Annotated in this window: 20 protein-coding genes; 15 read left to right on the top strand and 5 right to left on the bottom strand. The window is 60.9% G+C overall.

The window, feature by feature from the left end:
• Positions 1-284 precede the first annotated feature (284 nt).
• The 3 genes from ACX2DJ_RS05365 (at position 285) to ACX2DJ_RS05355 (ending at position 7,053) form a co-directional block, all read left to right on the top strand.
• The gene (locus ACX2DJ_RS05365) at positions 285-1,970 is read left to right on the top strand and encodes a BCCT family transporter (protein WP_462571404.1); all 1,686 of its coding nucleotides are present in this window, start codon (positions 285-287) and stop codon (positions 1,968-1,970) included.
• Positions 1,971-2,353: 383 nt separating this feature from the next.
• Entirely contained in the window at positions 2,354-5,005 is a 2,652-nt protein-coding gene (locus tag ACX2DJ_RS05360; protein WP_462571403.1) for a TonB-dependent receptor, read from the top strand.
• An 80-nt stretch (positions 5,006-5,085) separates the two neighbouring features.
• Positions 5,086-7,053: a sulfotransferase gene (locus tag ACX2DJ_RS05355; RefSeq protein WP_462571402.1), complete on the top strand. Its 1,968-nt coding sequence runs from the start codon at positions 5,086-5,088 to the stop codon at positions 7,051-7,053.
• Here the strand turns inward: ACX2DJ_RS05355 and ACX2DJ_RS05350 are convergent.
• On the bottom strand, positions 7,050-7,388 hold the full coding sequence (locus tag ACX2DJ_RS05350; RefSeq protein WP_462571401.1) for a tRNA-binding protein: 339 nt from the start codon (positions 7,386-7,388) through the stop codon (positions 7,050-7,052). The genes ACX2DJ_RS05355 and ACX2DJ_RS05350 overlap by 4 nt on opposite strands.
• Before the next feature lie 86 nt (positions 7,389-7,474).
• Here ACX2DJ_RS05350 and ACX2DJ_RS05345 point away from each other — a divergent pair, with 86 nt between their 5' ends.
• From ACX2DJ_RS05345 to ACX2DJ_RS05325, 5 genes are all read left to right on the top strand, one after another.
• Positions 7,475-8,695: an MFS transporter gene (locus ACX2DJ_RS05345; protein ID WP_462571400.1), complete on the top strand. Its 1,221-nt coding sequence runs from the start codon at positions 7,475-7,477 to the stop codon at positions 8,693-8,695.
• Positions 8,696-8,806: 111 nt separating this feature from the next.
• A complete protein-coding gene (locus ACX2DJ_RS05340) occupies positions 8,807-9,310 on the top strand; it encodes a c-type cytochrome (protein ID WP_462571399.1) in 504 nt (167 codons plus the stop codon).
• A 161-nt stretch (positions 9,311-9,471) separates the two neighbouring features.
• Positions 9,472-10,752: a serine--tRNA ligase gene (serS, locus tag ACX2DJ_RS05335; protein WP_462571398.1), complete on the top strand. Its 1,281-nt coding sequence runs from the start codon at positions 9,472-9,474 to the stop codon at positions 10,750-10,752.
• Positions 10,752-11,519 (top strand): 5'/3'-nucleotidase SurE, encoded by a 768-nt coding sequence (surE, locus tag ACX2DJ_RS05330; RefSeq protein ID WP_462571397.1) that lies wholly within the window; start codon positions 10,752-10,754, stop codon positions 11,517-11,519. The genes serS and surE overlap by 1 nt, the downstream gene beginning before the upstream one ends.
• 40 nt (positions 11,520-11,559) lie before the next feature.
• Positions 11,560-12,621, top strand: a complete 1,062-nt coding sequence (locus ACX2DJ_RS05325) for a potassium channel family protein (protein ID WP_462572556.1) — start codon at positions 11,560-11,562, stop codon at positions 12,619-12,621.
• Between the two features lie 23 nt (positions 12,622-12,644).
• Here the strand turns inward: ACX2DJ_RS05325 and ACX2DJ_RS05320 are convergent, their stop codons facing one another.
• Entirely contained in the window at positions 12,645-13,064 is a 420-nt protein-coding gene (locus ACX2DJ_RS05320; protein WP_462571396.1) for a DUF1761 domain-containing protein, read from the bottom strand.
• Between the two features lie 78 nt (positions 13,065-13,142).
• Here ACX2DJ_RS05320 and rimO point away from each other — a divergent pair, with 78 nt between their 5' ends.
• Together rimO and ACX2DJ_RS05310 are read left to right on the top strand one after the other, a co-directional pair.
• A complete protein-coding gene (gene rimO / locus ACX2DJ_RS05315; RefSeq protein ID WP_462571395.1) occupies positions 13,143-14,531 on the top strand; it encodes a 30S ribosomal protein S12 methylthiotransferase RimO in 1,389 nt (462 codons plus the stop codon).
• A gap of 184 nt (positions 14,532-14,715) precedes the next feature.
• Positions 14,716-15,078 carry a hypothetical protein gene (locus ACX2DJ_RS05310; RefSeq protein WP_462571394.1) on the top strand — a complete coding sequence of 121 codons (363 nt, stop codon included), beginning with the start codon at positions 14,716-14,718 and terminating at the stop codon, positions 15,076-15,078.
• Between the two features lie 176 nt (positions 15,079-15,254).
• Here ACX2DJ_RS05310 and ACX2DJ_RS05305 read toward each other — a convergent pair whose 3' ends face one another.
• Positions 15,255-16,286, bottom strand: a complete 1,032-nt coding sequence (locus tag ACX2DJ_RS05305; protein WP_462571393.1) for a LacI family DNA-binding transcriptional regulator — start codon at positions 16,284-16,286, stop codon at positions 15,255-15,257.
• A gap of 126 nt (positions 16,287-16,412) precedes the next feature.
• Between ACX2DJ_RS05305 and zwf the strand changes: the two genes are divergently transcribed.
• From zwf to ACX2DJ_RS05280, 5 genes are read left to right on the top strand one after another with little or no spacing between them, the layout of a single operon-like run.
• Positions 16,413-17,876 (top strand): glucose-6-phosphate dehydrogenase, encoded by a 1,464-nt coding sequence (gene zwf, locus ACX2DJ_RS05300; protein WP_462571392.1) that lies wholly within the window; start codon positions 16,413-16,415, stop codon positions 17,874-17,876.
• A complete protein-coding gene (gene edd / locus ACX2DJ_RS05295; RefSeq protein ID WP_462571391.1) occupies positions 17,869-19,674 on the top strand; it encodes a phosphogluconate dehydratase in 1,806 nt (601 codons plus the stop codon). Before zwf ends, edd begins: the two co-directional genes overlap by 8 nt.
• Complete coding sequence (glk, locus tag ACX2DJ_RS05290) at positions 19,671-20,642, top strand: glucokinase (RefSeq protein WP_462571390.1); 972 nt, start codon at positions 19,671-19,673, stop codon at positions 20,640-20,642. Before edd ends, glk begins: the two co-directional genes overlap by 4 nt.
• Positions 20,642-21,256, top strand: coding sequence for a bifunctional 4-hydroxy-2-oxoglutarate aldolase/2-dehydro-3-deoxy-phosphogluconate aldolase (gene eda, locus ACX2DJ_RS05285; RefSeq protein ID WP_462571389.1), 615 nt, complete (start codon positions 20,642-20,644; stop codon positions 21,254-21,256). Before glk ends, eda begins: the two co-directional genes overlap by 1 nt.
• Positions 21,253-24,030, top strand: coding sequence for a phosphoenolpyruvate carboxylase (locus ACX2DJ_RS05280; protein ID WP_462571388.1), 2,778 nt, complete (start codon positions 21,253-21,255; stop codon positions 24,028-24,030). Before eda ends, ACX2DJ_RS05280 begins: the two co-directional genes overlap by 4 nt.
• Before the next feature lie 6 nt (positions 24,031-24,036).
• On the opposite strand, the gene tilS is transcribed toward ACX2DJ_RS05280, so the two are convergent.
• Both tilS and ACX2DJ_RS05270 read right to left on the bottom strand, forming a co-directional pair.
• On the bottom strand, positions 24,037-24,906 hold the full coding sequence (gene tilS / locus ACX2DJ_RS05275; RefSeq protein ID WP_462571387.1) for a tRNA lysidine(34) synthetase TilS: 870 nt from the start codon (positions 24,904-24,906) through the stop codon (positions 24,037-24,039).
• Between the two features lie 79 nt (positions 24,907-24,985).
• A complete protein-coding gene (locus ACX2DJ_RS05270; RefSeq protein ID WP_462571386.1) occupies positions 24,986-25,954 on the bottom strand; it encodes a tetratricopeptide repeat protein in 969 nt (322 codons plus the stop codon).
• Positions 25,955-26,056 lie beyond the last annotated feature (102 nt).

The raw sequence follows: 26,056 nt of genomic DNA, 5'->3' as shown, positions 1-26,056 counted from the left end.
CTGTGCCTCGGTCAGCTCCATTGCTCGCTCTTCTCTAAGACAGCAGACTGCCGGGAGCGCATGGCCGCCATCTCGGCCAGGTGCCGAATGGCTCAGCTGCCAAAATGAAGGCTTTCCATCAATTTGATGCCATTGGCCGTTGCTTCTGAATCTGCACCCGGTTTGCATTGTACCGAACGGCTTCTATGCTGGTTCCCCATCTTTCATTGGTAAACGCTGATTGGCTTGCTTCCAGAGCCGATTAGGCATTTGCCATTCAGCTAGCAGGAACATCAGATCAGCACATGGCGGAAAACCAGGATCGTCCGATTGAACCACCCATCATTGAACTGCCGATCGAGACCCATAATCGGGGATTTTACGACGGTTTCAGCCGTGAGGTGACGATACCCGGAAAGATCATCGTGTCCCTGCTCATCATGTGGGCGATCTTTTTCCCTGTCAGCGCGAGCGAAGCCCTGACCGCCGCCAATGCCAACATCATTTCGAGCTTCCGCAGCTGGTATGTCTACCTCGTCGCGCTGCTGATGGTTCTGGCGCTGGTTTTGGCGATCCTGCCGCAATCGGGCAGCTTGCGGATCGGAACTCCCGGAGAGAAACCCGAATTCTCGCGCTTTTCGTGGTTTGCCATGCTGTTCGGCGCCGGCATCGGGATCGGCATGCTGACCTATTCGGTTGGCGAGCCGATGTCCCATTTTGCCAATAGTCCAGAGATTATTCGTGGCGCGATCGATGCACGCTCGGCCGAAGCAGTGCGGCCTGCCTATGTCTACACATTCCTGCATTGGGGATTTGCCGCCTGGGCAACTTATGCGCTGGTCGGGCTTGCAATCGGATATGTGGCCTATCGGCGCAATCTGCCTCTGACCATCCGATCTGCCCTGGTTCCTCTGTTCGGGCAGCGGATGTCAGGCCTGGCTGGACATGTCGTCGATGTCGTGGCGGTCGTCGCGACTATTCTGGGTGTGGCCGTGACCATGGGGCTTGGGGTCGAACAATTTGTAGCGGGGCTCTACCGGGTAGGCATGGGCGAGTGGCTGCTAAATGAAGACGGACGGGCCAGCGTAACCGCGATAGTGCTTGCGCTGTTGGTGCTCGTCGGTGCCTCTACCCTGAGTGCGTTGTCCGGGGTTGGCCGCGGCATCAAATGGTTGTCGAACCTCAACATGGGCCTTTCGTTCCTTCTTCTGGCACTGTTCCTGTTTGTTGGTTCAGGTTTGTTTGGCATGGAACTGCTGGTGACCGGATTGTTCGACTATCTACGAACATTGCCAGCTACGGCGCTGACCATCTTCACCAGCGATGGCTCTGCAATCGGTGAACAATTGCAGCAGTGGCAGCTTGACTGGACGGTGTTCTATTGGGCCTGGTGGATCGCCTTTGCACCCTTTGTAGGAATGTTCATTGCCCGGGTTTCGCGCGGCCGCACGGTCAGGGAGTATGTACTTGGAGTGATACTCATCCCTTCGCTGATGTGCTTTGCCTGGATGGCGATTGTTGGCGGAACGGCGATTGACCTGGAGCTGAGCGGCGCGGCGCAAGGTGCAATCTTGGGCACGGGTATCTCGGACCAGCTCTATGCAACATTGGCAGTACTGCTCGATCCGGCGATGGCCTTTGCCGTCTCGATCATCGTGGTGGTTTTGCTGATGACTTATCTTGTGACTTCAGCGGATAGTGCGATCCTGATCGTCAACACGATCAACGGTGCCGGTGAAGACGAGGGCCAAAGGCGTCATCACATCATGTTCTGGGGCGCAGCACTGGCATTTATGGTGGGCAGTATGCTGGTGCTGGGCGGCATTGAGGCAATCAGAATCACGATGATAATCGGCGCGTTGCCATTTTCATTTGTGCTGGCCCTGATGGCGATTGCGATCGTCAAGGCGATCATTTTCGACCTGATACGCAAACACCATGGCGTGCCAACTACAGCCGAAGCTTGTCAGGACTGGCAACCGGCAAAATAAGAACACCCGATTGATTCCGCGGAAAACTTGCTAAAATCAAATAACAACTTTTTGATATTTGAGTATACATGAATGTATTTTATCGTTTTCTTTCGACTGATCAATCAAAAAACGTCTCTTTCTATATATAGTGGTTTTTACATTAAAACTACATAGAGAAAATCAATATATACTTCATGTTGTGGTTATTTTACAACATCCCAACTCTTTCTGAAACTTTGTCTCCTCAAGCTGTGGTTATCCCTCCATTGGATTGTTAACTCGCGCATCCATTGGATCGCTATCGATTCAAATTCACAAAATTCTCATGTGAATATTGGCGGCGTGAGTTCCGCACGCTGCGCCCATCAAGACCGCACAGTTTGCCTTGAGAGGACAAAAGAATGAAACAGTTCGTCACCGGCGCATCAATCAGCGCCATTGCCATCGCCATGGCTTCACCGGTTGCGGCCCAGGATCAGGGCCCTGCTGGTGCCAAGCCGAAGCGCACTGGAGGGGTGCCGACGATTGTCGTGACTGCGCAGAAGCGCAGCGAAGACCTGCAGGATGTGCCGGTTTCCGTGCAGGCAATCGGCGAGGAAGAGCTTCAACAGCTCAATATCAATACATTCGAAGACTATCTCGATCAGCTTCCCACCGTTACGGCCGGTGGCAGCGGCCCTGGCCAGAGCACGATCTATATCCGCGGCCTGGCATCAACCACGCCCAATCTGACCACCGCCGGCGTGGCCGGGCTTGCGCCCAATGTCGCTCTCTATCTCGACGAGCAGCCGCTTGCACAGCCAGGCCGCAATCTCGATGTCTACGCCGCCGACATGGCGCGGATCGAGGTGTTGTCCGGGCCGCAAGGCACGCTGTTCGGGGCGAGTTCGCAGGCAGGTGTTGTGCGCCTGATCACCAACAAGCCCAGCCTTTCGGGCTTCGATGCAAGCGCCACCGCAGGAGTCTCGTTCACCAAGGGCGGGGAAGCCAGCTACAAGGCGGAAGCCATGGTCAATGTGCCGGTCAGCGACACGCTGGCCCTGCGCGGGGTCGTCTATCTGGATGACCAGGGCGGCTACATCGACAATGTCGCAGGCACGCGCAACGCCAGCGAAAGCGCGCGTTTCCGCAGCGCCGGCACCGTGCGTGCCAATGGTGTGCCGGTCAGCGCTGGCCGGGCGGGCTTTCAGGCCGGATCAGACCTTTCGGCAGTCAATTTCATCGACGCGGACAATAGTAGCCTGGTTGAAGATGACTTCAACGATACGCAATATTCGGGCTTCCGCGCCACCGCGCTATGGGAAGTAACGCCGGACTGGACCGTCACTCTCGCGCACACGCGCCAGAGCGTGGAAAGCGACGGCGTATTTTTCGCCGATCCAGAACTTGACGGGCTCGGCGATCTTGAAATCCAGCGTTTCGAAGACGACCGCCTGGAAGATGATTTCTCGAACACGAGCTGGACCGTCGAAGGTCGCCTGGCCATGCTCGATGTTGTCTATACCGGTGCCTATACCGACCGTGATACGCAGCAGCGGGTCGATTATTCCGACTATCTCTTCGCCGGGCAGTATCTGCCCTATTACATTTGCGATGGCGCTGTGACCTATCCCGGCGCGGCCGATCCCAGCGGCACATGCCAGGCCCCCAATCTCTATGTGTCCTCGGACAGCAAGACCACCGTGTTCACCCAGGAACTGCGCTTCAGCACGCCGGTGGAAAACCGCTGGCGCGTGACAGCCGGCGGCTTCTACAGCGATCTTACGCTCAAGGAGCGCAATGACTTTGCATATCCAGGCAATGTGCTTGCCGATCCGTTCGGTCCGTTCAAGCCGAACTTCCCCTTCCCCGGTTTCAACACCGATCCGGGGCCGTTCCCGGCCGATGTCATTTTCCGCAACGACATTCGCCGCACGGACAAGCAGCTCGGCCTGTTTGGTGAAGCGAGCCTGGACATTGTGCCTGACCTGCTGACGGTGACCTTTGGTGCACGCTATTATGACATCAAGGTCGATCTTGAGGGCAGCGCCAACGGTTCGTTCTGCAACAGCTTCAGCGCTACCGATCAGAACGCGTTCGGGACCAATATCTCGGATCTGTATGATGGCGATGGCGAATTCACCTTTATAGGGTCGTGCGATCCGGCATTGCGCCAGACCTTCACGCTTGACGATACATTGGCCGACATCCAGGCCGCTGGCCTTTCGGCGACGCAAGCCCAGCAGGTGTTCAACGCCGTGCGCGCGCCCGACAAGGCCAAGACCGACGGTGTGATTTACAAGGGCACCGTCACACTCACTCCCAGCGAAGATATTCTGTTCTACGCCACCTATTCAGAGGGTTTCCGCCCTGGCCTGCTAAACCGCCCGGGCGGGGCAACCAATGCATCTGGATTTACGGTGCCGTTCGAACTCGACACCGATGAGGTGAAGAATTACGAACTGGGCTGGAAGACGGAAATGGCCGATGGCCAATTGCGCTTCAACGGCAGCGCGTTTTTCGTCGATATCAGCCGGTTGCAGACGACCATCTTCGATCCCAGCATCACCAATCTGTTCTTTTCCGACAATGCGGCGAATGCTGAAATCCTTGGTGTCGAAGCCGACTTCACCTTTGCCCCCTATGCCGCGCCGGGCCTGACAGTGGCGGGCGCATTCTCGGTGCTCGACACCAAGATCACCGAGGTGCTGACCCCAACCGACGATGTGGTTGAAGGTTCGGATCTGGCATTTGCCCCATCGTTCCAGGGCAATATGCGGGTGCGTTATGAATGGGATCTCAGCAGCACGCTGGGCGCCTATATCCAGCCGCAACTTTCCTATTCCGCTTCGAAGTTCACCGACATCATCGAGATCAACAAGCTCGAACTCGATAGCTACACTGTATTCGATCTTTCCGCCGGTATCGCCGCCGATCAGTGGAAATTCGAAGTGTTTGGCGAGAACCTGTTCGACACACGGGCCGAGATTTCCGGTAACTTCGTGTTCGACCGGGCACGCATCACCACCAACCGTCCGCTCACCGTGGGCATGCGCGTGTCGTTCGACTATTGAACTCTGCGTAAACGCGCTTGAAGCGGTGGGGGTGAGCCTTGGCGGTTCACCTCCACCGTTTTGCTTTGTAGGGATAGGCAATGGCCGAACGCGACGATCAACTCAAAGCCGCACAATCCGCTCTGCAAGCCGGCGAGTTCGAACGCGGGCTCGCTCACGCTCAAGCGGTTCTGGACGGTGATGCTGCGCATCCCGAAGCGCTGTATATGGCGGCGGTTGCCTGCCGGTACCTCAATCAGCACGATAAGGCTGCCGGATACCTTCGCGAACTTCACCAGGCGATGCCGGAGTATGGCCGCGCGTGGCAGGAAGAAGGGCATCTGGCGCTTGCCCGCCAGGACGAACCGGCCGCGCTAAACGCCTTTGTGCGGGCAACCCGTTTCAACCCGGCGCTGGCGGCCAGCTGGCGCGAACAGGCGAACCTGCTGGGAAAGCTCGGCAGGCGCGCCGAAGCGGCCAGCGCTGCGGCACAGTTCGAACGGCTCGGCTCGCTTCCGCGCGAGCTAGTCGCCGTTACCAATCATCTGCATGAGGGGCGCCTGCTGCGGGCAGAGGAGATCTGCCGCCACTTCCTGCGCCAGAACCCGCGCAATGTCGAAGGTATGCGGTTGCTGGCGCGGATCGGGATCGAGCTGGGAATACTCGACGATGCCGAATTCCTGCTGGAGAGCGCGGTCGCGTTCGAGCCTGACAATATCCAGCTGCGGCTGGACTATATCGATGCTCTTCGCCGCCGGCAAAAGTTCGACAAGGCCTGTACCGAGGCCGAGGCGCTGCACGCACGCGATCCGGATAATCCTGTGTTCCAGTCAAGGCTGGCAATCGAGAGCATGCAGACCGGCGCCTATGATCGCGCCTTCGCCCTGTTCGAAGCGGTGCTTGAGAAATTGCCCGGCGATCCGGCCACCCTCACCAGCCGGGGGCACGCGCTCAAGACCGTGGGCCAGGCCGAAGATGCGGTGGCCAGCTATCACGCGGCGATCGCGGCCAAGCCCGATCATGGCGATGCCTATTATGCGCTCGCCAATCTCAAGACATATCGGTTTGACGCTGATGAGATCGATGCGATGCGCCGGCAAGCTGCTCGCCCCGATCTTGCCTTCATGGACCGGGTTCATCTGTCCTTTGCACTGGGCAAGGCGCTGGAAGACCGCGGCGAATATGAACAGAGCTTCCGTTTCTATGACGCAGGCAATGCTCTGAAACGGGCACAAAGCCGCTATAGCGCGGAGACGATGAGCCGCGAGCTGGCCAGCCAGCGCGAGGTCTGCACGCCCGAACTGTTCGCAAAACACCGCGATAGGGGGCATACAGCGCCCGATCCGATCTTCATCCTCGGCCTGCCGCGCGCAGGCTCTACCCTGCTGGAACAGATTCTCGCCAGCCATTCGCAAATCGACGGCACGCTGGAACTGCCCAATATCCTTGCGCTGGCACACCGTTTGCGAGGCAAGCAAACCGGCCAATCTCGCTATCCCGAAATTCTGCATGATCTGACAGCCGAGCAGCTCGAACAATTTGGCGCGCAATTTGTCGAAGAGACCGGCATTCACCGCCAGGGCGCGCCGTTCTTCATCGACAAGATGCCCAACAATTTCCGCCACATCGGGCTGATCCACCTGATCCTGCCCAATGCCAGGATCATCGATGCGCGCCGCGCGCCGCTCGACTGCTGTTTTTCGGGCTTCAAGCAGCTTTTCGCCGAGGGGCAGGAATTTACCTACGGCCTGCACGAAATAGGTCGCTATTACGCCGACTATGTCGAACTGATGGAACATTGGGACCGCGTGCTGCCTGGCAAGATATTGCGCGTCCAGCATGAGGATGTGCTGGACGATCTGGAAGGGCAGACCCGCCGCATGCTCGAATTTCTCGGCCTGCCGTTCGAACAGGCGTGCCTCGAGTTCCACAAGACCGACCGTGCAGTGCGCACCGCCAGTTCCGAGCAGGTGCGCCAGCCCCTCAACCGCGCCGGGCAAGGCGCATGGAAACCCTATGAACCCTGGCTGGGTCCGCTCAAGGAAGCGCTCGGTTCGCTGGCCAGTTAGGCCAGCCGCGCGCCGTCTGGTGTTGCCTCGCCAGGGTCGGCAAGAACGATCCGGCCATGTTCATCGGGAAAGCCCAGCACCAGCACTTCGGACATGAGCGGGCCGATCTGGCGCGGCGGGAAATTCACCACTGCCATGACTTTGCGGCCCACCAGGCCTTCAGGCGTGTAGAGATCGGTGATCTGGGCCGAGCTCTTCTTTTCACCAATCCCAGGGCCGAAATCGACCCAAAGCTTGATCGCAGGTTTGCGCGCCTCTGGAAATGGTTCGGCCCTCGTCACCGTGCCGCAACGTATGTCCACCTTCAGGAAGTCGGCGAATTCGATCTTGTCCATGCCACCCCAATTAGACAGCGAAGCAGGAATTGTCGAACCAGCCGTCCCGAGTTTGATGCTCACTGCATTGCTGCTAGGCATGGCGCATGTTCGCTTCTGCCATCTCTGTCCGTGCTCTACTGATAGCGATCTTCATCTTGATGATTGGCAGTGGCTTTCTGTCGACCTTGATCGCCGTTCGACTGGAACAGGCAGGTGTGGCAGCGTTGCTGATCGGCCTGGCGGCGACCAGCTATTTTTCCGGCCTCACTTTGGGATCGCTGCGAGTGGAAAGCCTGATCGCAAGGATCGGCCATATTCGTGCCTTTGCTGCCTTTGTTACCGTCTATTCGGCGAGCAGCCTGACATATGCGATCATCGATCACATCTCGATCTGGATTGTCCTCCGATTTGTCGATGGGTTTACCATGGCCGGAGTGTTTGTTTGCCTCGAAAGCTGGCTGAACCGGCAGGCAACTCCAACAAACCGCAGCGCGATCCTCGCGTCCTACATGATCGCTCTGTATCTCGGTCAAGCGGCAGGACAGTTTCTGCTCAACCTTGGCGAGAACGCACCCGACCTGCCCTTCATGATCTCTGCGGTACTCCTTTCGATCGCATTGCTGCCGGTGCTGCTGACCCGCATGGAGCAACCCCAGCTTGAGCATTTCGTGCCATTTTCGCTGCGGCGTCTCTATGACGCCTCGCCCCTCGGAATCTTCGGAACCCTGGCAACGGGCGCAATGCTGGGCGCGTTCTACGCGATGGGGGCGGTCTACGTGCAGCGTATCGGGATGGAACTGTCGCAAGTGGCGCTATTCACCTCCAGTGTGATCGCTGGAGGTGTAGCAATGCAGTATCCGCTGGGCATGTTGTCGGATCGGTTTGACAGACGGCGCGTAATAATCGCCTGCTTCCTGGTCGTCGCTGCAATCAGCGCTGCGCTCGCCTTTTTCCCGCTGCCTCCAGTCGGCACCATTGCGCTGGGTAGCCTGTTCGGCGGGTTTGCCTTTGCTCTCTATCCCTTGTGCGTTGCGCACTCGAACGACCATCTCGGCGAGGATGAACGCGTTGGTGCAAGTAGCGGTTTGGTGCTGGCCTACTCGGCTGGTGCCATGGCCGGGCCGATAATCGGTTCTACGGGCATGGGATTGCTGGGCCCTGAGGGGCTATTTGTGGTTATCGGCGGGATCGCTGCAATGGGTGCCATTTTCGGTATGCTTCGCACCCTGGCTCGCGGTTCAGTGCCACCACTCGAGCAGCAGGCATTCCAGAGCTTGCCGCGTACCACACCAATGGCCGCGGTACTGGAAGTAGAGGAAGGTTGAATCAGGCTGGTTTGAAAACGTCGTGGCCAGTGAGCCTGCCATATGGACCTTGCCCCTTTGTTCTTCTAAGCCCCGTGTCGTTTTGCCAAACCAGCAAAGAAAGAGAGCATCGTGCAACAATCAGTGATCCGCATTGGCGCCATTGCCGTCTCTCTTTTCCTTGCGGCTTGCGGCGGCAGCGAAAGCACCTCCGTCGCAAGCGAAGATACTGCCCCAGCTAGCCAGCAGGTGGCAGCACAATCAGCCCCCGCAACCCCGGAAGCAGACGACATTTCAGCGGTTGGCGCCACCGTGCTGGCAGACTTCACCGGAGATGCAGCTGCTGGCGAGAGGGCTTTCATGCAATGCCGCACATGCCATGTCACGGACCCCGGCGTAAACCGCATGGGGCCATCGCTGGCCGGTATCATAGGCCGCAAGGCGGGCACCGTGGACGGTTTCAACTATTCGCCAGCGATGGCTGAAAGCGAAATCACCTGGACGCCGGAGAAGCTGTATGAGTTTCTTGAAAATCCCCGCCGGGTTGTGCCTGGCAACCGGATGGCCTTTGCGGGAGTCAGAAACGATCAGGAGCGTGCGGATCTGATTGCCTACCTGAAGGATGCGGAAAGATAGGGCCACGCTTGCCTGGCGGCTTGCATGACAAAGCTTTAAGCCGAACAAGGCACGCATGGCTGCGGCTTTCCGGGCGATCGCTGGCTGATGCGCTGAGAGGCGGGAATTTTCGTCCATTCCCATCTGGCATTTGCGCGGCGCAAAGGGCATAGGCGCTGCCCATGCACGATATCCGTTTTATCCGTGAGAACCCCGAGGCGTTCGATGCCGCGCTGGCTAAGCGCGGCGCGCAGCCTGTGGCCGCCCAACTGCTTGAGGCTGACGAGGTGCGCCGCGCCGCCACCACGCGCCTGCAGGAAGCACTCGGCCGCCGCAACGAAGCCTCGAAGCTGATCGGCCAGGCCATGGCCAAGGGTGACAAGGAAACGGCCGAAACGCTCAAGGCCGAAGTGTCCGAACTTAAGGAAGTCCTGCCAGCGCTCGAGGAAACCGCGCGCGCGGCCGACCAACAGCTTGATGACTTGCTCGCAATTATTCCCAATCTGCCCGCCGACGATGTGCCTGTGGGCGCGGACGAGAACGACAATGTCGAGGTTGCGAGCTGGGGCACCAAGCGGGAGTTCGAATTCGAGCCCAGGGAACACGCCGATATAGCGCCCGCGCTGGGCATGGACTTCGAGACCGGCGCCAGCATCAGCGGCGCCCGTTTCACCTTCCTGCGCGGCGACATGGCGCGCCTCCACCGCGCGCTGGGCCAATTCATGCTCGACGTTCAGACCCGCGAGCATGGCTATACCGAATGCAATCCGCCGGTGCTGGTGCGTGATGAGGCCATGTATGGCACGGACAAGCTCCCGAAGTTTGCAGATGATTCATTTCGGACAACCGACGACCGCTGGCTCATCCCCACGTCCGAAGTCAGCCTCACCAGTTCGGTTATGGGCCAGATCCTTGACGATGCGGTGCTTCCCATCCGGCTCACCGCGCTGACGCTATGCTTCCGCAGCGAGGCTGGCGCAGCGGGCAAGGACACACGCGGCTTCATCCGCCAGCACCAGTTCGAGAAATGCGAACTGGTCAGCATCACGCGCCCCGAAGATAGCGAGGCAGAACACGAACGCATGACCGAAGCCGCCGAAGCGATCCTGCGCGCACTTGAACTGCCCTATCGCAAGATGCTGCTTTGCACGGGCGACATGGGCTTTGGCGCGCGCAAGACCTATGATCTCGAAGTGTGGCTGCCGGGGCAAGGCGCGTATCGCGAGATCAGCTCCTGCTCCAACACGGGGGATTTCCAGGCACGACGAATGAACACGCGCTATCGCCCTGACGGTGACAAAAAGACCGCCTTCGTCCATACGCTCAACGGATCAGGCCTGGCGGTCGGGCGCACGCTCGTGGCAGTGATCGAGAACTACCAGCAGGCCGATGGCAGCGTGAATGTGCCCGAAGTGCTGCACCCCTATATGGGCGGCGCAACCAAGTTGGAGCCGGGGTCCTGATGCGTATTCTGGTCACCAATGATGACGGCATCCACGCCCCTGGCATTGCGGCGCTGGAAGAGATTGCCCATGCGCTGTCTGATGACGTGTGGGTCTGTGCCCCGTCCGACAACCAGACCGGCGCGGGCCATTCGCTGACGCTGGCGATGCCGGTGCGCCTGCGCAAGCATGCCGAGCGGCGCTTTTCCGTTACCGGAACGCCTACCGATGCGGTTTCGATCGGGCTCAAGCAGGTGATGCAGGGCGAACCTGACCTGATCCTGTCGGGTATCAATGCAGGTGCCAATCTGGGTGACGACATCACCTATTCGGGAACGGTGTCGGCAGCCATGGAAGGGGCGCTGGCCGGCGTGCGGTCAATCGCCATGAGCCAGGTAATGAAACAGGATCGCCCGGCGTGGGGTGACCGCTTTGCTGCAGCACGGGAATGGGGGCCGAAGGTGATCCAGCCGCTGCTTGGTACACCGTTCCAGCCGCGCACGCTGGTGAGCGTCAATTTCCCCTGCCTCGCACCAGAAGAAGTCATGGGAATACGCGTGGCGCGCCAGGGTTTCCACGATTATGCCCGCGCGTCGGTGGTCGAAGGCCGCGATCCGCGCGGCCAGCGTTATTACTGGTTCGGGCTCGACGCGATCGAACATACCCCCGATCATGGCACTGACCTTGAAGCCGTCGCCGCAGGCTATGTCTCGGTCACCCCTCTGCAGCTCGATCTCACTCACCGCGCTTCGCTGGAACCGCTGGCGCAGCGGTTCAACGGGCGATAGAGTCGACAGCGTGACGGAAAAACAGCTCGACCGGGTCGTTATTGCCAAGGACACGCGCCACTATCGCGGGCCGCAATTCAAGCCGCTCAGGCGCGCCGTAAAGGTGCCCGTTTGGGGCGATTTCTTCATTCGCATCGGCTTGGCCCTCGCCCTGGTGTTCTTCGTGGTGATAATCCACTGGTTAGACCGGGGAGGACTGGTCGACAGTGTCGATGGTGAAGTCAGCTTTTCGGATATCGTCTATTTCACCATGATCTCGATCACCACCACGGGATTTGGCGACATTGCCCCGGTGACCGACCGCGCGCGGATGGTGGAGGCGATCATCGTAACTCCGATCCGTTTTGCCGTGTTTTTCATTTTTGTGGGCACGGCCTATAATTTCATCATCAAGCGCAGCTGGGAGAAGTGGCGCATGGAGCGTATCCAGGAAAACCTCGCCGATCACATCGTTGTCCTGGGGTTCGGTATTTCCGGCTCCGAAAGCGTGCACGAGCTGATCGAGCGCGGGATCAACCCAAGCCATATCGTGGTGGTCGACCCCAGCGAAGAACGATTGGTGGAAGCCGAAAAGCTGGGCTGCAATGTGATGGCAGCCGACGCGACGCGCGATTCGACGCTGGAGGCAGTGCGGATCAGGAAGGCCCAGCGCGTGCTGGTATCGGCAGGGCGCGATGACACTTCGATCCTGATCGTGCTGACCGTGCGCGCGCTGGCGGGCGACGTACCGATCAGCGTAGTAGTGCGCGCGGATGACAATGAAGCGCTCGCGCGCCAGGCGGGCGCAAACACCGTTATCAATCCGGTCCGCTTCACCGGCCTTTTGCTGGCAGGAAGCGCGCGCGGCGCCCACATCGCTGATTACTTGGCAGACCTCGCCTCCGTCAGTGGCCGGGTGCAGCTGGTCGAGCGCATGATCACGCAAGAGGAATGCGGCAGTTCAATCGACCAATTGCCGGGCGGCGGACGCGGCCTGCGCGTCTATCGTGACGGCCAAACGTTCGGTTTCTGGGAAGATGAGTGCAAGAACCTGCAGGCAGGCGATATTATCGTCGAGATCGTTCCAACCGAGAACGGCGGCGGCAGAGGTGACGGTCACTGATCTTCACGCACATGCCCAAGGCATTAAGGCAAGTAGGCGTGCACCAGCCCCATGGCGATGTAGAACAGCAACCAATATCCCGCATCGATAAAGAATAACGCCTTCGACTTCTGCGAGAACAGGTAATTGGTGCCGATCGCCGGGACGATAAAGCCCAGAGCCACGCCAAACGCTGTGAGCACCTTGACCCCAACCGAGAATTCAGCGCCCAGTTCGGCATAACTCTGGAACGTATGCGCCAGCACCCAGCTCGCCAGCAATGAAAACGCGAAAGCGCCGCCATACACCATACCCATGTTGACCGATTTCACATCTTCTTCGGTCAGGCCGACCGCGCCCATCCATTTCTTGCCCATGACCGGGCCGTACCAGATGCCGCCCACTACAAAACCGGCCAACGCCGCCAGCACTACGCCCAGCCAGTTTACTGCAAACATATCCATCGAATTGCCCTCCCCTCCAATCGACCCGCGCGAAACAGTAGCGTATTTTGCCGCGCTGGTGTAGGGGCGCCGCCACTTATGGACACCACCACAACCCGTCTCCCCGACCAGAAGAAGGTCGGCATGGTTTCCCTCGGCTGCCCCAAGGCGCTGGTCGATTCCGAACGCATCCTTACCCGGCTGCGCGCCGATGGCTATGCCATGTCGCCCGACTATGCCGGAGCGGATGTGGTTCTGGTCAACACATGCGGCTTCCTCGACAGTGCCAAGGAAGAAAGCCTGGCGGCGATCGGGGAAGCGATTGCCGAAAACGGCCGCGTGATCGTGACCGGCTGCATGGGCGAGGAGGCCGATGCGATCCGCGCCGCCCATCCGCAGGTGCTCGCGATCACCGGCGCGCATCAATACGAGCAGGTGGTTGAAGCGGTGCACACCCATGCTCCGCCCAGCCAGGGGCCGTTTGTGGATTTGATTCCGCAGCCTGACGAGGCGGGTATCAAGCTCACCCCCCGCCACTACAGCTATCTCAAGATTTCAGAGGGTTGCAATCATTCCTGCGCATTCTGCATCATCCCGCAACTGCGCGGCAAGCTTGCCAGCCGCCGCGTCGATGCGGTGCTGCGCGAGGCGGAAAAGCTGGTCGCGGCGGGAACCAGGGAACTGCTCGTCATCAGCCAGGATACCAGCGCTTATGGTGTCGATATCCGCCACGAGGAGCGGGAGTGGAAGGGCCACCCGGTCCGCGCGCACATGACCGATCTGGCGCGCGAACTGGGGCAGTTGCGCACGGCAGACGGCGCCCCGCCATGGGTGCGGCTGCACTATGTCTATCCCTATCCGCATGTCGATGCGGTGGTTCCGCTGATGGCCGAGGGGCTGTTGACGCCCTATCTCGACATTCCCTTCCAGCACGCTGCGCCTAAGGTGCTCAAGCTGATGAAGCGCCCGGCGAACGAGGCCAAGGTGCTCGAACGGCTGAAAAGCTGGCGTGAAATCTGCCCCGATATTGCCATCCGCAGCAGCTTCGTGGTCGGCTTTCCCGGCGAAACCGAGGATGATTTCCGCTATCTGCTAGACTGGCTGGAAGAGGCGCAGCTTGACCGGGTCGGCGCCTTCCGGTTCGAGCCGGTGGCCGGCGCGGCGGCCAATGCCCTGCCCGATCCGGTGCCCGAAGCGGTCAAGGAAGAACGCTACGCCCGGATCATGGAAGTGAGCGAACGGATCAGCGCGGCCAAGCTTGCATCGAAAGTGGGCCTCACGCTCCCCGTCATCATCGACGAGGTCGGCGAGCCCGACGAGGACGGCGATATCGGTGCAACCGGGCGCTCGCAGGCCGATGCTCCCGAAATCGACGGCGCGGTCTATCTACGCAATGTGCCTGAAACGCTGCGTTCGGGCGATATTGTCGACACGCAGATCGAAGATGCCGACGCGCATGACCTGTTCGGGGTGATTTCTCCAAAATAATACAATAGTATTTTAATAAAACCTGCCCGCCTCCTTTGCTGACGTAAGCAATGGTTGTAATAAAAGAGATTATTCCCATATAGAAACGAAGCTTAGGCTATTACAATATTCATCGGTATTTTCCCTTTGTTGATTGAATGGCAACCGACAGATTTTGATCTGATCGGAAACAAAGGAAAATGAGATGAATAAATTTACCGGGTTTTCAGCGTTCGTCCTCCTCACTTTGGGCCTTGCCGCCTGCGCCGGACCGGACACTTCACAAATGAGCGCGGGTGACCGGATCACCGAACGCGGCGGCGAGATCGCGCAATATGGCGATGACTGGACATCCGGAAATAAGGAAGTTCGCGATGGCGAGAAACTGATCGCCAGAAGTACCAGCCAGATTACCAACGCCCGCAAAAAGCTCGCCAAGGCCGAAGCCGATCAGGCCAAGGCGCGGCAAATGATCGCTGACGGCACGATCAAGATGCAGCGTTCAGAGGCCGATTATGCTGCTGTCCGGGCTGGGCCGGCCGCAACCAGCTTCTCGCAGCCAGAATAATCAGATCGCATTTCGCCGCAGTGACAGGCAGATTTGCAGGCCGATGAGCCAGAGATCGACGGCGCGGTCTATCGGCGCAATGTGCCCGTAACGCTGAGCTCAGGCGATATTGTCAATGTCGCGGCGGAACACGCCGATGCGCATGATCCACACGGGGGGTAATCCAACGCCTGCAATCAGCTGCTGGCGCGCACCAACAGGCGCACTGGCACCCGCTGCACGCTAGGGTGCCTTACGCCCTCACCGCTGACCGCTTCGACCAGCAGCCTTCCGGCAAGATCAAGGTCGGGCTCTATCGTGGTCAGCGGCGGGTTGCTGAGCTCCCCCGCTGGAAGCCCGTCAAAGCCCACAAGTTTTACGTCACCGGGAATCCTTACCCCTGCTGCATGGAAGGCCTCGAGCACGCCAAAGGCGATTGCGTCGCATACCGCAAACACGCCGTCGAAGGGTTCGCCGCGCTTGATCAAGGCCTGCGCCGCAAGTCGGCCTTGCTCGCGCCGATCCTTGCCCTGTTCGATCGCGATAAGATCAACCTTCACGCCCAATTCGGTCGCGCGCGCCATGAAACTGTCTGTCCGTTCGGCAAACTGGCGCTGCACCGAACCATGCGAACCGATGCAAACCAGCCCTTTGCAGCCCTGCCCGGCCAAATGCTCTGCCGCCAGCCTCGCACCAGCATGATTGTCAGAGCTGACCCAATCGAGATCACCCATCGGAGATCCCCAATAGGCCACAGGCTGGCTGGCTTCGCCGATCTTGCGGAAAAATTCCCACGCTGCCCGGTTGGCCGTGGTGCCGATCACGATCAGTCCTTCGGCCTGGCCGCGTTCGACATAATGGCCGAAAAGCTGGTCCTCCTCTGCCTGAAGCGACACCAGCACTTCCAGCCCGCGCGCGGACGCCGCCGTGCATATCCCGCCCAGCAGCGCATAGGAGAACGGATTGACGTCTTTCGCGCTATAACCCGGCTTGCAGATCACAACGGCGGCCAGAGTGCCGGTATGCCCGCGCCGCAGCCGGGCGGCGCGTTCATCCACGAAATAGCCCAGCTCACGTGCCGCCTCGAGCACGCGCGTTCGCGTTCCCTCGGTGATCACCGCCGAACCGGACAGTGCGCGCGACACCGTTGACTGGCTCACACCGGCCTTTTCGGCAACATCGAAACTGGTAACCCGCACGGGCTTGCGCTGGGCATCCATCGTCCTCATCCCTTGCTTCCACCCCCACCCTTGAACGAGCGAATTTTCGGCGCGTGAATAGCTATGCGATGCTATGGCCCACATTTGGCCGACACGCTAGATGTCTGTGATACGATGCGCGGGAGAAGCGAGCAGATGAACATGCCTTCGATGCACAGTGGCGGCTTCACTGCCGACCGGTTGTTGCTGTTCGGCGCGACAGGCGATCTGGCGCAGCGCATGTTGCTGCCCTCGCTCTGCGCGCTCCACGCTGACGAGCTGATCGATCCCGAGCTGAAGATCGTGGCGACGGCGCGCTCGGAGCTGACGAACCATGAATATCGCAACTTCGCGCGCGCGGCATTGGAGAAATACCTGCCCGCAGACCGGCGCGGCGGGATGGCCGATTTCCTCAACCGCCTGAGCTATCAGCCGCTCGATGCCACTACGCTTGATGGCTTCAACGCGCTGGCGGAGAAGGTTGGCCAACCAGGGCAGGGGCTCGCGATATTTCTGTCGACCGCGCCGAGCTTGTTCGAACCCACTATCAAGGGCCTGCAACATGCCGGGCTAGATGGCGCAAACGTGCGCATGTGCCTGGAAAAGCCGCTTGGCACCGATCTGGCCACCAGCCGCGAAATCAACGATGCTGTGGCTTCGGCATTCCCCGAGGAGCGGATATTCCGGATCGACCATTATCTGGGCAAGGAAACCGTGCAGAACCTTCTGGCACTGCGCTTTGCCAATCTGATGTTCGAACCGATCTGGAACGCGGCGCATATCGACCATGTCCAGATCACTGTGGCTGAAACCGTCGGGCTTGAAGGCCGTATCGGCTTCTACGACGATGCCGGCGCGCTGCGCGATATGGTGCAGAACCACATGCTGCAGCTGCTGGCATTGGTGGCGATGGAGCCGCCCGGCAGCTTCGATGCCACCGCCGTGCGCGACGAGAAGGTCAAGGTACTGCGCGCGCTGCGCCAGGTCGAATCGGGCGAGACGGTGACGGGCCAGTACCGCGCCGGGGCGATCAACGGTAAGGCCGTGCCCGGCTATGATGACGAACTGGGCAAGGAATCGAACACCGAGACCTTTGTTGCTATCAAGTCCCATGTCGACAATTGGCGCTGGAAGGGCGTGCCCTTCTACCTCCGTACCGGCAAACGGCTGCCCGAACGCGTGACGGAGATCGTGGTCCAGTTCCGCTGCGTGCCGCATTCGATCTTCGCCGGAAAAGGCGCAACCATGCAGCCGAACCGGCTGGTGATCGGGATTCAGCCGGAAGAGAACATCACGCTTTCGCTGATGACCAAGGTGCCCGGGCTTGACCGTGAAGGGATCCGGTTGCGCCAGGTGCCGCTCAATATTGCCATGCCCGATGCTTTTTCCGGTGCGGTGCGCCGCATCGCCTATGAACGCCTGCTGCTCGACCTGATCGAAGGCGACCAGACGCTGTTCGTGCGGCGTGACGAAGTGGAAGCCCAATGGCAGTGGATCGACGCAATCCGCGCCGGATGGCAGGCCGATGGCCTGACCCCGAAGACATATACTGCCGGAAGCTGGGGGCCGAGCGCCGCGATCGCGCTGGCCGAACGTGACGGAGTAAGCTGGCATGAGTGATCTCAACCCCACCATCGCGCGGGTGACCGAGCGGGTGATCGAAAAATCGCGCGGCAGCCGGCAGGCCTATCTTGACCTGATGGAACGCGAGGCTGACCGCGCCCCAGACCGCAGCCAGGTTTCTTGCTCAAACCTTGCCCATGCCTATGCCGGGGCACTGGATGACCAGGCCACGATGAAGGCGGGCGGCGCGCCAAATATCGGTATCGTCACCGCCTATAATGATATGCTGAGCGCGCATCAGCCCTATGGCCGTTATCCTGAACGGATGAAAATTTACGCCCGCGAAGTGGGCGCAACGGCGCAGGTTGCCGGCGGAACTCCCGCCATGTGCGACGGGGTGACGCAGGGCGAAGACGGGATGGAGCTGTCTCTTTTCAGCCGTGATGTGATTGCGCTGTCGACCGGGGTGGCGCTGAGCCATGCGATGTATGACGGTGTGGCTTGCCTTGGTATTTGCGACAAGATCGTGCCGGGTTTGATGATCGGCGCGCTGCGCTTCGGCCATCTGCCGGCGGTGTTCGTGCCATCCGGGCCGATGCCCAGCGGCGTCGCCAACAAGGAAAAGCAGCGCGTGCGCCAGCTCTATGCCGAGGGCAAGGTCGGGCGCGACGAACTGCTCGCCAGCGAGATGGGCAGCTATCATTCCCCCGGCACCTGCACCTTCTATGGCACCGCCAATTCGAACCAGATGATGATGGAGATGATGGGGCTGCATATCCCCGGCGCTGCCTTTATCCAGCCGGGCACCAAGCTGCGCCAGGCGCTCGACCGCGCGGCGGTGCATCGCCTGGCAGCACTGGCGGGCACGCGCGAACGCACCATGGCGAAATGCGTCGACGAAAAGGCGATCATCAATGCCGCGATCGGCCTGCTCGCGACCGGCGGGTCGACCAACCACGCGATTCATATCCCCGCCATGGCGCGCGCGGCAGGCGTGCAGTTCGACTGGGACGATTTGAGCGAGCTTTCCAGCGCGGTGCCGCTGGTGGCGCGGGTCTATCCCAATGGCGCAGGCGACGTGAACCATTTCCAAGACGCAGGCGGCATGGGCTATGTCATCGGCGAACTGCTGAGCGAAGGGCTGGCGCACCGCGATATTCTGACTGTGTGGGAAGGCGATTTGTCGGATTACGCAAAGGAACCGGGGCTCGACGGCGAAGCGCTTGTCTGGCGCGAAATCGGCGCAAGCGGCGATGACACCATGCTGCGCCCCGCAAGCGCCCCGTTTCATCCCGATGGCGGGATGCGGCTTGTGCAGGGCAATCTGGGGCGTGGGTGCTTCAAAAGCTCCGCCGTGGACCCCGAACGCTATACGGTCGAGGCCCCGTGCCGCGTGTTCGAAGACCAGCCATCGGTCGCTGCTGCCTTCAAGGCGGGCGAACTCGACAAGGATGTTGTGGTTGTTGTGCGTTTCCAGGGGCCGCGCGCCAATGGCATGCCCGAACTGCACAAGCTCACTCCGCCGCTGGGCGTGCTGCAGGATCGCGGCTACCGCGTGGCGCTGGTCACCGATGGCCGGATGTCGGGCGCTTCGGGCAAGGTTCCGGCGGCAATCCATGTAACGCCGGAAGCTTTGGGCGGCGGCCCGCTGGCAAAATTGCGCGACGGCGATGTGGTGAAGGTTTGCGCGGTCACCGGAGAACTCTCAACCAGTGCCGCACTCGATGCGCGCGTCGCGGCCCCCGATCCGCGCCAGGCGATGGGTGTGGGCCGCGAGCTGTTCGCCATGTTCCGCATGGGAGCCGATGGCGCCGAGCAGGGAGGCAGCGCCATGCTCGCTGCGGCAGGGTTGTGACCGAGCTGGTCAGCGTCGATATTGGCGGCACCCACGCGCGGTTCGCCATCGCCACTGTCGCGCAGGACGGCACGATCACGCTCGACGAGCCGGAAACGCTGCACACCGAAGATCACGCCAGCTTCCAGACCGCATGGGAGGATTACCGGTCCCGCAAGGGCGGCTCGATCCCGCCCCGCGTCAGCATGGCGATTGCCGGTCCCGTCAATCAGGAAGTGATCCGTTTCACCAACAATCCCTGGATTATCCGCCCGGCAATGGTGCCGCAGAAGCTGGGCGTGAAGCAGTTCACCATCGTCAATGATTTCGAAGCGGTTGCCCATGCAGTGGCGCGCGCACCGGATGACCAGTTCCTGCACCTTGCCGGCCCAGACGAACCACTTGCCAGCGAAGGCACGATCAGCGTGCTCGGCCCGGGCACAGGGCTGGGCGTTGCCCATCTTTGGCGTTCGGGCAGCGAATATCGCGTGACAGCCACCGAAGGCGGGCACATCGATTTTGCCCCGCTCGACCAGATCGAAGACGCGGTGCTGGCGCGTCTGCGCAAGCGGCATAACCGTGTTTCAGTGGAGCGGGTGGTCGCCGGCCCCGCAATCGTGGACATTTACCAGACACTCGCCGCGATGGAGAACCGCAAGACACGCGATGAAGACGATGTCACCATCTGGACCCGCGGGATGAGTGACCAGGATTCGCTCGCGGCTGCGGCGGTGGACCGGTTCTGCCTGTCATTGGGCAGCGTCGCGGGCGATATCGCACTGGCGCAGGGCGGCTTCGGCGGGGTCGTGATCGCGGGCGGACTGGGATATCGCTTGCGCGACCATCTTCCCAGTTCAGGCTTTGCGGAACGCTTCCGCGCCAAGGGCCGCTTTGCCGGGTTGATGTCGCGCATTCCGGTCAAGCTTATTACTCATCCGCAGCCCGGCCTGTTCGGCGCGGCCGCTGCATTTGCCAGAGAACATTTTTGATGATGGATATAGAAAGCGTCATGCGCCTGGCGCCGGTTGTGCCGGTGATTGTGATCGACGAAGTCGAGCATGCCGTACCGCTGGCCGAAGCGCTGGTTGCAGGGGGATTGCGCGCGCTCGAAGTGACGTTGCGCACGCCAGCCGCCCTGCCTGCGATTACGGCGATGAAGCAAGTGCCCGGTGCGGTTGTCGGCGCGGGCACAGTAACCAACCCTGAAGAGCTTGAAGATGCGCTCAATGCAGGGGCCGAATTCATTGTCTCGCCCGGCCTGACCGAGCCGCTCAGCCGTGCAGCGATTGCTGCGCAAGTGCCGTTCCTGCCCGGCACAGCCAATGCCAGCGACATCATGCGCGGGCTTGATCTGGGCCTCAGGCATTTCAAGTTCTTTCCCGCCATGGCCGCAGGCGGCCTGCCCGCGCTAAAGGCGCTCGCGGCACCGTTTGGCCAGGTGCGCTTCTGCCCCACCGGAGGCATCGGACCTGACAATGCCGCTGAATGGCTGGCACATGATTTCGTGCTTTGCGTAGGCGGAAGCTGGGTTTCGCCCAGGGGTGCGCCTGACAAGGCGAAAATCGAGGCGATGGCCCGCGAGGCAATGAAACTGGGTTCATGAACGGTATTCCAGGCCTGATCGAGCGGCTTGGCCAGCTCCACAACCGGACGCGGGAAACCCCGTTATTCAATCCTGTATTCCAACTGGGCCTTGACCTGTCGCGCCAGCTGGAAAGCGGAGAACTTGATCTTGATGCGATCGAGGCGCTGGTGGCAGAGCTTGAGTGCGAAAGCATGCAGAGCCGCGCTGCGCGCCTGCGCCGACTGGTTGCGCCGGTCGCGCCGGACCAGAACAGTCAGGCGCTGGCAGATGCATTTACAGAGTCCGATTTCGATACCTTCCGCGCTCGCTGGGAACGGCCGCAGCTCAATGCCGTGTTCACTGCCCACCCTACTTTCCTGCTCACACCGCAGCAGTCTGAAGCGGTGGCAGAGGCCGCCAGCAGCAGCGCCGAGATCGACGCCCGCGTGTGCGTAACCGGCGCCGTGCGGCCTGCAATCACGCTTGGCTACGAACATGGCCGGGCGATGCGCGCGATTTCCCACGCGCAGGACGCGCGCGACATAATTGTTCGCGAGGCGCTGGAACATGCCGCCGCCAAATGGCCCCAGCAATGGCATGATCTGGCGCCGCTGCCGTTCCGCTTCGCTAGCTGGGTCGGCTATGACATGGATGGCCGGACCGACATCAAGTGGTTCGATTCCATCGGCTTCAGGCTGTCCGAAAAGGCCGAGCGGCTGGAGCGCTACACCGCCTCGCTTGAGGCGATCGACCCGCAGCATCGGTTGCTAGGCACGCTGCGGCCTGCCCTTGCCCATGCGCAAGCACGCATGACAGATTTTGCGGCAGACCTCAGCCAGCCCGAAACGCTGTCTGCCGCCGCCAACCGGCTGACTAGCGACGATCCGCACAAGCTGCTCAGCCTGACGCCGTTGATCGAAGCGCTGGAAGCGGACGCACGCGAGGCCGAGACGGCGCGTGCAGTACAGCTCAAGACACTGGCTGCTGCGATGCGCGCCGACGGGCTGGGCATGGGCTGGATCCATTTCCGCGTAAATTCGAGTCAGCTCCACAATGCCATCCGCCGCCGGATTGACCCGGACAATACGCTGGACCTGGCCAGCCAGGGGGCGGTTGCGGCACTGCGCGATATCCTGGCTGAAGTTAAGCCGCTGCGCAGTAACTTTGCCGCGCTGGCGATCGAAAGTTCGACCGCAATCCGCCAATTCCTGGCGATGGCGCAGATTCTGGCGCATGTTGATGCAGACACGCCGATCCGAATGCTGATTGCCGAATGCGAGCAGCCTTCAACCATCCTTGCGGCGCTATATTTTGCCAAACTGTTCGGGATCGAGGACAAGGTCGATGTATCGCCCTTGTTCGAAACCGAGAGTGCGCTTGAGCATGGCGGGCGTTTTCTCGACGCGCTGTGTGCCGAAGAAAGCTACCAGCAGTATGTGCGAAAACGCGGACGGCTGGCAATCCAGACGGGCTTTTCCGATGCCGGGCGTTTTGTCGGGCAAATCCCCGCAAGCCTTGCGATCGAGCGGCTCCAGGGTCGGCTGTGCGAGGCCATGGCGGCAAGCGGCCTGACCGATGTCGCCGCACTCATCTTCAACACACATGGCGAAAGCATGGGTCGCGGGGCCCACCCAGACAGCTTTGCAGACCGTTTGACCTGGCCGCTCAGCCCTTGGGCCAAACGCCGTTTCCAGCGCGCCGGGATCCGGCTCGAGCCCGAGGTCAGCTTTCAGGGCGGCGATGGCTATCTGTTCTTCGCCACGCCCGAACTGGCGCGCGCCACGCTCACCCGCATTGCCGAGCTGCGCCCCGCCGAAACCAGCGCCGATGCGCCGGTCGATCCGTTCTATCGCCGCACCGATCTGAGCCTGGATTTTTACCGCGCGATCCGCAGCCATCAGCGCGAACATCTGGAAAGCCAGACCTATTCGCGCGCGCTCACCGCCTTCGGCCTGGGCTTGCTCAATTCCACTGGCAGCCGCGTTTCGCGCCGCCAGGGCGATCTTTCCGCCGATCGCGAAATGAGCTTGCGCCAGATCCGCGCGATCCCGCACAACGCGGTCCTGCAACAACTTGGCTATCCGGTGAATGTGATCGCCGGGATCGGCAGCGCGGCCGACGGAACATATGAAGAGCTTGCGCAGCTTCTCACCGAAAGCGAACGCGGGCGGCAGTTGATCCGTCTCGTGCGCAGTTCCAATGCGCTGGCCAGCATCAAGACGGTGGCGGCGCACGGCGAATTGTTCAACAGCGCCTATTGGGCAAGCCGCCCCTATCGCGGCACGGAAAGCCATTTGTCCGACGCTTGCGAAGCGTTGGCCGAATATCTCACCAAGGATGACCGCGCGGGCGTGTTTCGTCGTCTGGCCTCGCGCCTGCGGGTCGATGCGCTCAAACTACACCGGCTGCTGGCGCTGATACCTGACGAAAACCCGCTTGAAGATCGCGAACATACCCGCCGCCTGATCGGTGCGGCACAGGCCATTCGGCTGACTTTGCTGCAGCACATGTTTCTGCGCGCTGTTTCTATCCCGGCTTTCAGCCGCGCCAATGACATTAGCCGCGACGATGTGCTGGAAATGGTATTCACGCTGCGGATCGATGACGCATTGGCGCAATTGCGGCGCGCCTATCCCACGCACTTTCCGCAGATAACCGACTTCGCCGTGGACGAGCCGAGCGATTATCCGGATACCAACGATGAAGGCTATACCGCGATCGCACGCGATTATATTGACCGGATCGAGCGGTCCTATGCGCTGTGCCTGCGGCTATCTGCGGCAATCGCGAACGAGTTCGGCGCGCACGGCTAACCGCGCTCAGCGGCGCGGCGGTTCCGGGCGCAGCACCCATGCGCCCTGTTCCACCCGTGCCAGCACCCCGCCAAGATTGCCGCCCTCGCCTTGTTCAAGCGCGTCCAGCAGCTCGGCAACCTGCGACAGGCGCGGAGTGCTGCCAAGTGTGGCAATTGCGCGCGCCAACACCCGCAGCCTGATCTCGCGCGGGGTTTCTTGGCCGGGCGCATAGCGCAAGACGCCATCACGCAGAAGAACGCAGGTGTCCCATTCTCGCGCTGCAAAATGAGCCAGAGCCGCCTCGGCCTGGCCTAGCCAGGCTGCGCTTTGCGCAATCGCAACGGGATCAAGCCAGTCCGCATCTTCCAGCGCCTTGCGGATTAGCGCCCGGTCAAACCGCTCATCCTCGTTGGAGGGGTCGCGCGCCGGTTCGATACCTGCTGCTCGCACGATTGCCTCAAGCGCTGCCTTGCGCCAGCCAAGCAAGGGCCGCAGTACCGGCCCTGCGCCTGCCGGGTTAGTACCGCGTTCGCGCACCCCTGCCAGCCCGCTCAGCCCGCTTGCGCGATTGAGCCGCATCAGCAAGGTTTCCGTCTGGTCATCTGCGTGATGAGCAGTCAGCAAAGCGGCAAGCCCGCGAGTTTCGGCCCAATCGCCCAGCGCCCGATACCGCGCAAGCCGCGCCTGCTGCTGAAGATTTCCAGCGGCGACCTCCACATTGAGCGTGGCGTGCGGAACGGCGAGCCGCCCGCACAGGCCAGCCACCATTTCAGCTTCCGCAGCGCTTTCCGGCCGAAGTCCGTGATTGACGGTGGCCGCTTCGATCCGCCCCGGACAGGCTGCCTGCGCGATCAGCAACAGCGCCAGGCTGTCCGGCCCGCCTGACACCGCCACGCCAAGCCGCGCCGAACCTGCTCCCAGGCGGTCAAGCTCCGTCCGGAACCGGGCGATCAGTTGAGGTGTGAGCGCCGTATCAATTACAGGTCACTTTCTGGCGGTTCGCCTCATACTGGTCCTTGAGGCGGCCAGCCGCAAGCGCCGGATAAGTCTCGCCAAATTCCGCCAATGCAATACATGCGCGATTGGTGTCTCCAAGCGAGATCATCGTTTCGGCAAGGTAAAGCAGGCTGTCGCCAGCGCGTGCGGCCTGCTTTTCGACCTGGTAATTGCGCAGGAACCACGGGGCTGCTTCGCGTGCCTTGCCATCGTCAAGATAAGCGCGGCCAAGCAGGTTGCGGCCATAGGTGGCGCGCCAATGCTCCGGATATTTCTCGACAAAAAGCGAAAGCTGCTGCTGCGCTTCGGGATAGAAACCGGCATCCCACAGGCGGAAGCCATAGGTATATTCATCGTCGCCGGCATCGTCGGTCTGCGGTTTGGTGATCGCCTGCACACCCGCGAGCCGATCTGCGCTGGGCCCTTTCGCAGCAGCGGCTGGCGGAAGCTCGGCGCTACCGGTTGAGGCTCCGCCAGTCATCGCGGAAAGGTTACTTTGAGTAGCAGGTGCCTCTGGCTCGCTCGGCGCTGGCTCGCTCACGGGTAACACCGCAGGGGCAGAAAAAGCAGCTTTCCCTGCTTCAAGTGCAGCCACCCGCTCTTCCATCAGGGCAACAGCGTTGCGGTTTTCCTCTCCCGCAGCAGTTAACTGCTGAAGCTGCGCCTCGATCGCATCGAGCCGGGCGAGGATATCGGTTACAGCAGTCGTTGACGGCGTGTCGATGGCAGCGGTGCCTTGCGGCTGGGCCGTGCTGATCTCGGGCTCGAAAAAGCGAGCATCTCCGCCGGGAAATACCTTGCGCTGGAGCGCGCGAATCTCGGCCTCGATCTTGCGCACGCGAGCTGCAGAAACCTCATCCTGCGCAACCGCGGGCACTGGCGAGGTCGCAACAACAGACAGGGCAAGCGCCGCCGCTGCAATCGGTGTGAGGGAAGGCAATTTCACTGCGAAAACTCCTCGATCAAATTACGCGCGGCTGCGCGCGCTCGCGGCAGCCTTTAGCGCATTGCGCCTGAACCTTAAAGGAATCCTGCCTCAATCCCGCCC

Source organism: Altererythrobacter chaiwopuensis (genome assembly GCF_054957755.1).
The sequence above is the reverse complement of the archived record's forward strand: the minus strand, read 5'-3'. Positions and strand labels throughout refer to the sequence as shown.

Coding starts and splice junctions, on each gene's coding strand:
- ACX2DJ_RS05350 (WP_462571401.1), bottom strand. CDS start 7,388: ATGGACAAGATCGAATTCGCCGACTTCCTGAAGGTGGACATACGTTGC.
- ACX2DJ_RS05280 (WP_462571388.1), top strand. CDS start 21,253: ATGAACGGTATTCCAGGCCTGATCGAGCGGCTTGGCCAGCTCCACAAC.
- ACX2DJ_RS05355 (WP_462571402.1), top strand. CDS start 5,086: ATGGCCGAACGCGACGATCAACTCAAAGCCGCACAATCCGCTCTGCAA.
- zwf (WP_462571392.1), top strand. CDS start 16,413: ATGAACATGCCTTCGATGCACAGTGGCGGCTTCACTGCCGACCGGTTG.
- ACX2DJ_RS05305 (WP_462571393.1), bottom strand. CDS start 16,286: ATGAGGACGATGGATGCCCAGCGCAAGCCCGTGCGGGTTACCAGTTTC.
- ACX2DJ_RS05360 (WP_462571403.1), top strand. CDS start 2,354: ATGAAACAGTTCGTCACCGGCGCATCAATCAGCGCCATTGCCATCGCC.
- edd (WP_462571391.1), top strand. CDS start 17,869: ATGAGTGATCTCAACCCCACCATCGCGCGGGTGACCGAGCGGGTGATC.
- rimO (WP_462571395.1), top strand. CDS start 13,143: ATGGACACCACCACAACCCGTCTCCCCGACCAGAAGAAGGTCGGCATG.
- ACX2DJ_RS05320 (WP_462571396.1), bottom strand. CDS start 13,064: ATGGATATGTTTGCAGTAAACTGGCTGGGCGTAGTGCTGGCGGCGTTG.
- surE (WP_462571397.1), top strand. CDS start 10,752: ATGCGTATTCTGGTCACCAATGATGACGGCATCCACGCCCCTGGCATT.
- ACX2DJ_RS05345 (WP_462571400.1), top strand. CDS start 7,475: ATGTTCGCTTCTGCCATCTCTGTCCGTGCTCTACTGATAGCGATCTTC.
- ACX2DJ_RS05365 (WP_462571404.1), top strand. CDS start 285: ATGGCGGAAAACCAGGATCGTCCGATTGAACCACCCATCATTGAACTG.
- eda (WP_462571389.1), top strand. CDS start 20,642: ATGATGGATATAGAAAGCGTCATGCGCCTGGCGCCGGTTGTGCCGGTG.
- serS (WP_462571398.1), top strand. CDS start 9,472: ATGCACGATATCCGTTTTATCCGTGAGAACCCCGAGGCGTTCGATGCC.
- ACX2DJ_RS05310 (WP_462571394.1), top strand. CDS start 14,716: ATGAATAAATTTACCGGGTTTTCAGCGTTCGTCCTCCTCACTTTGGGC.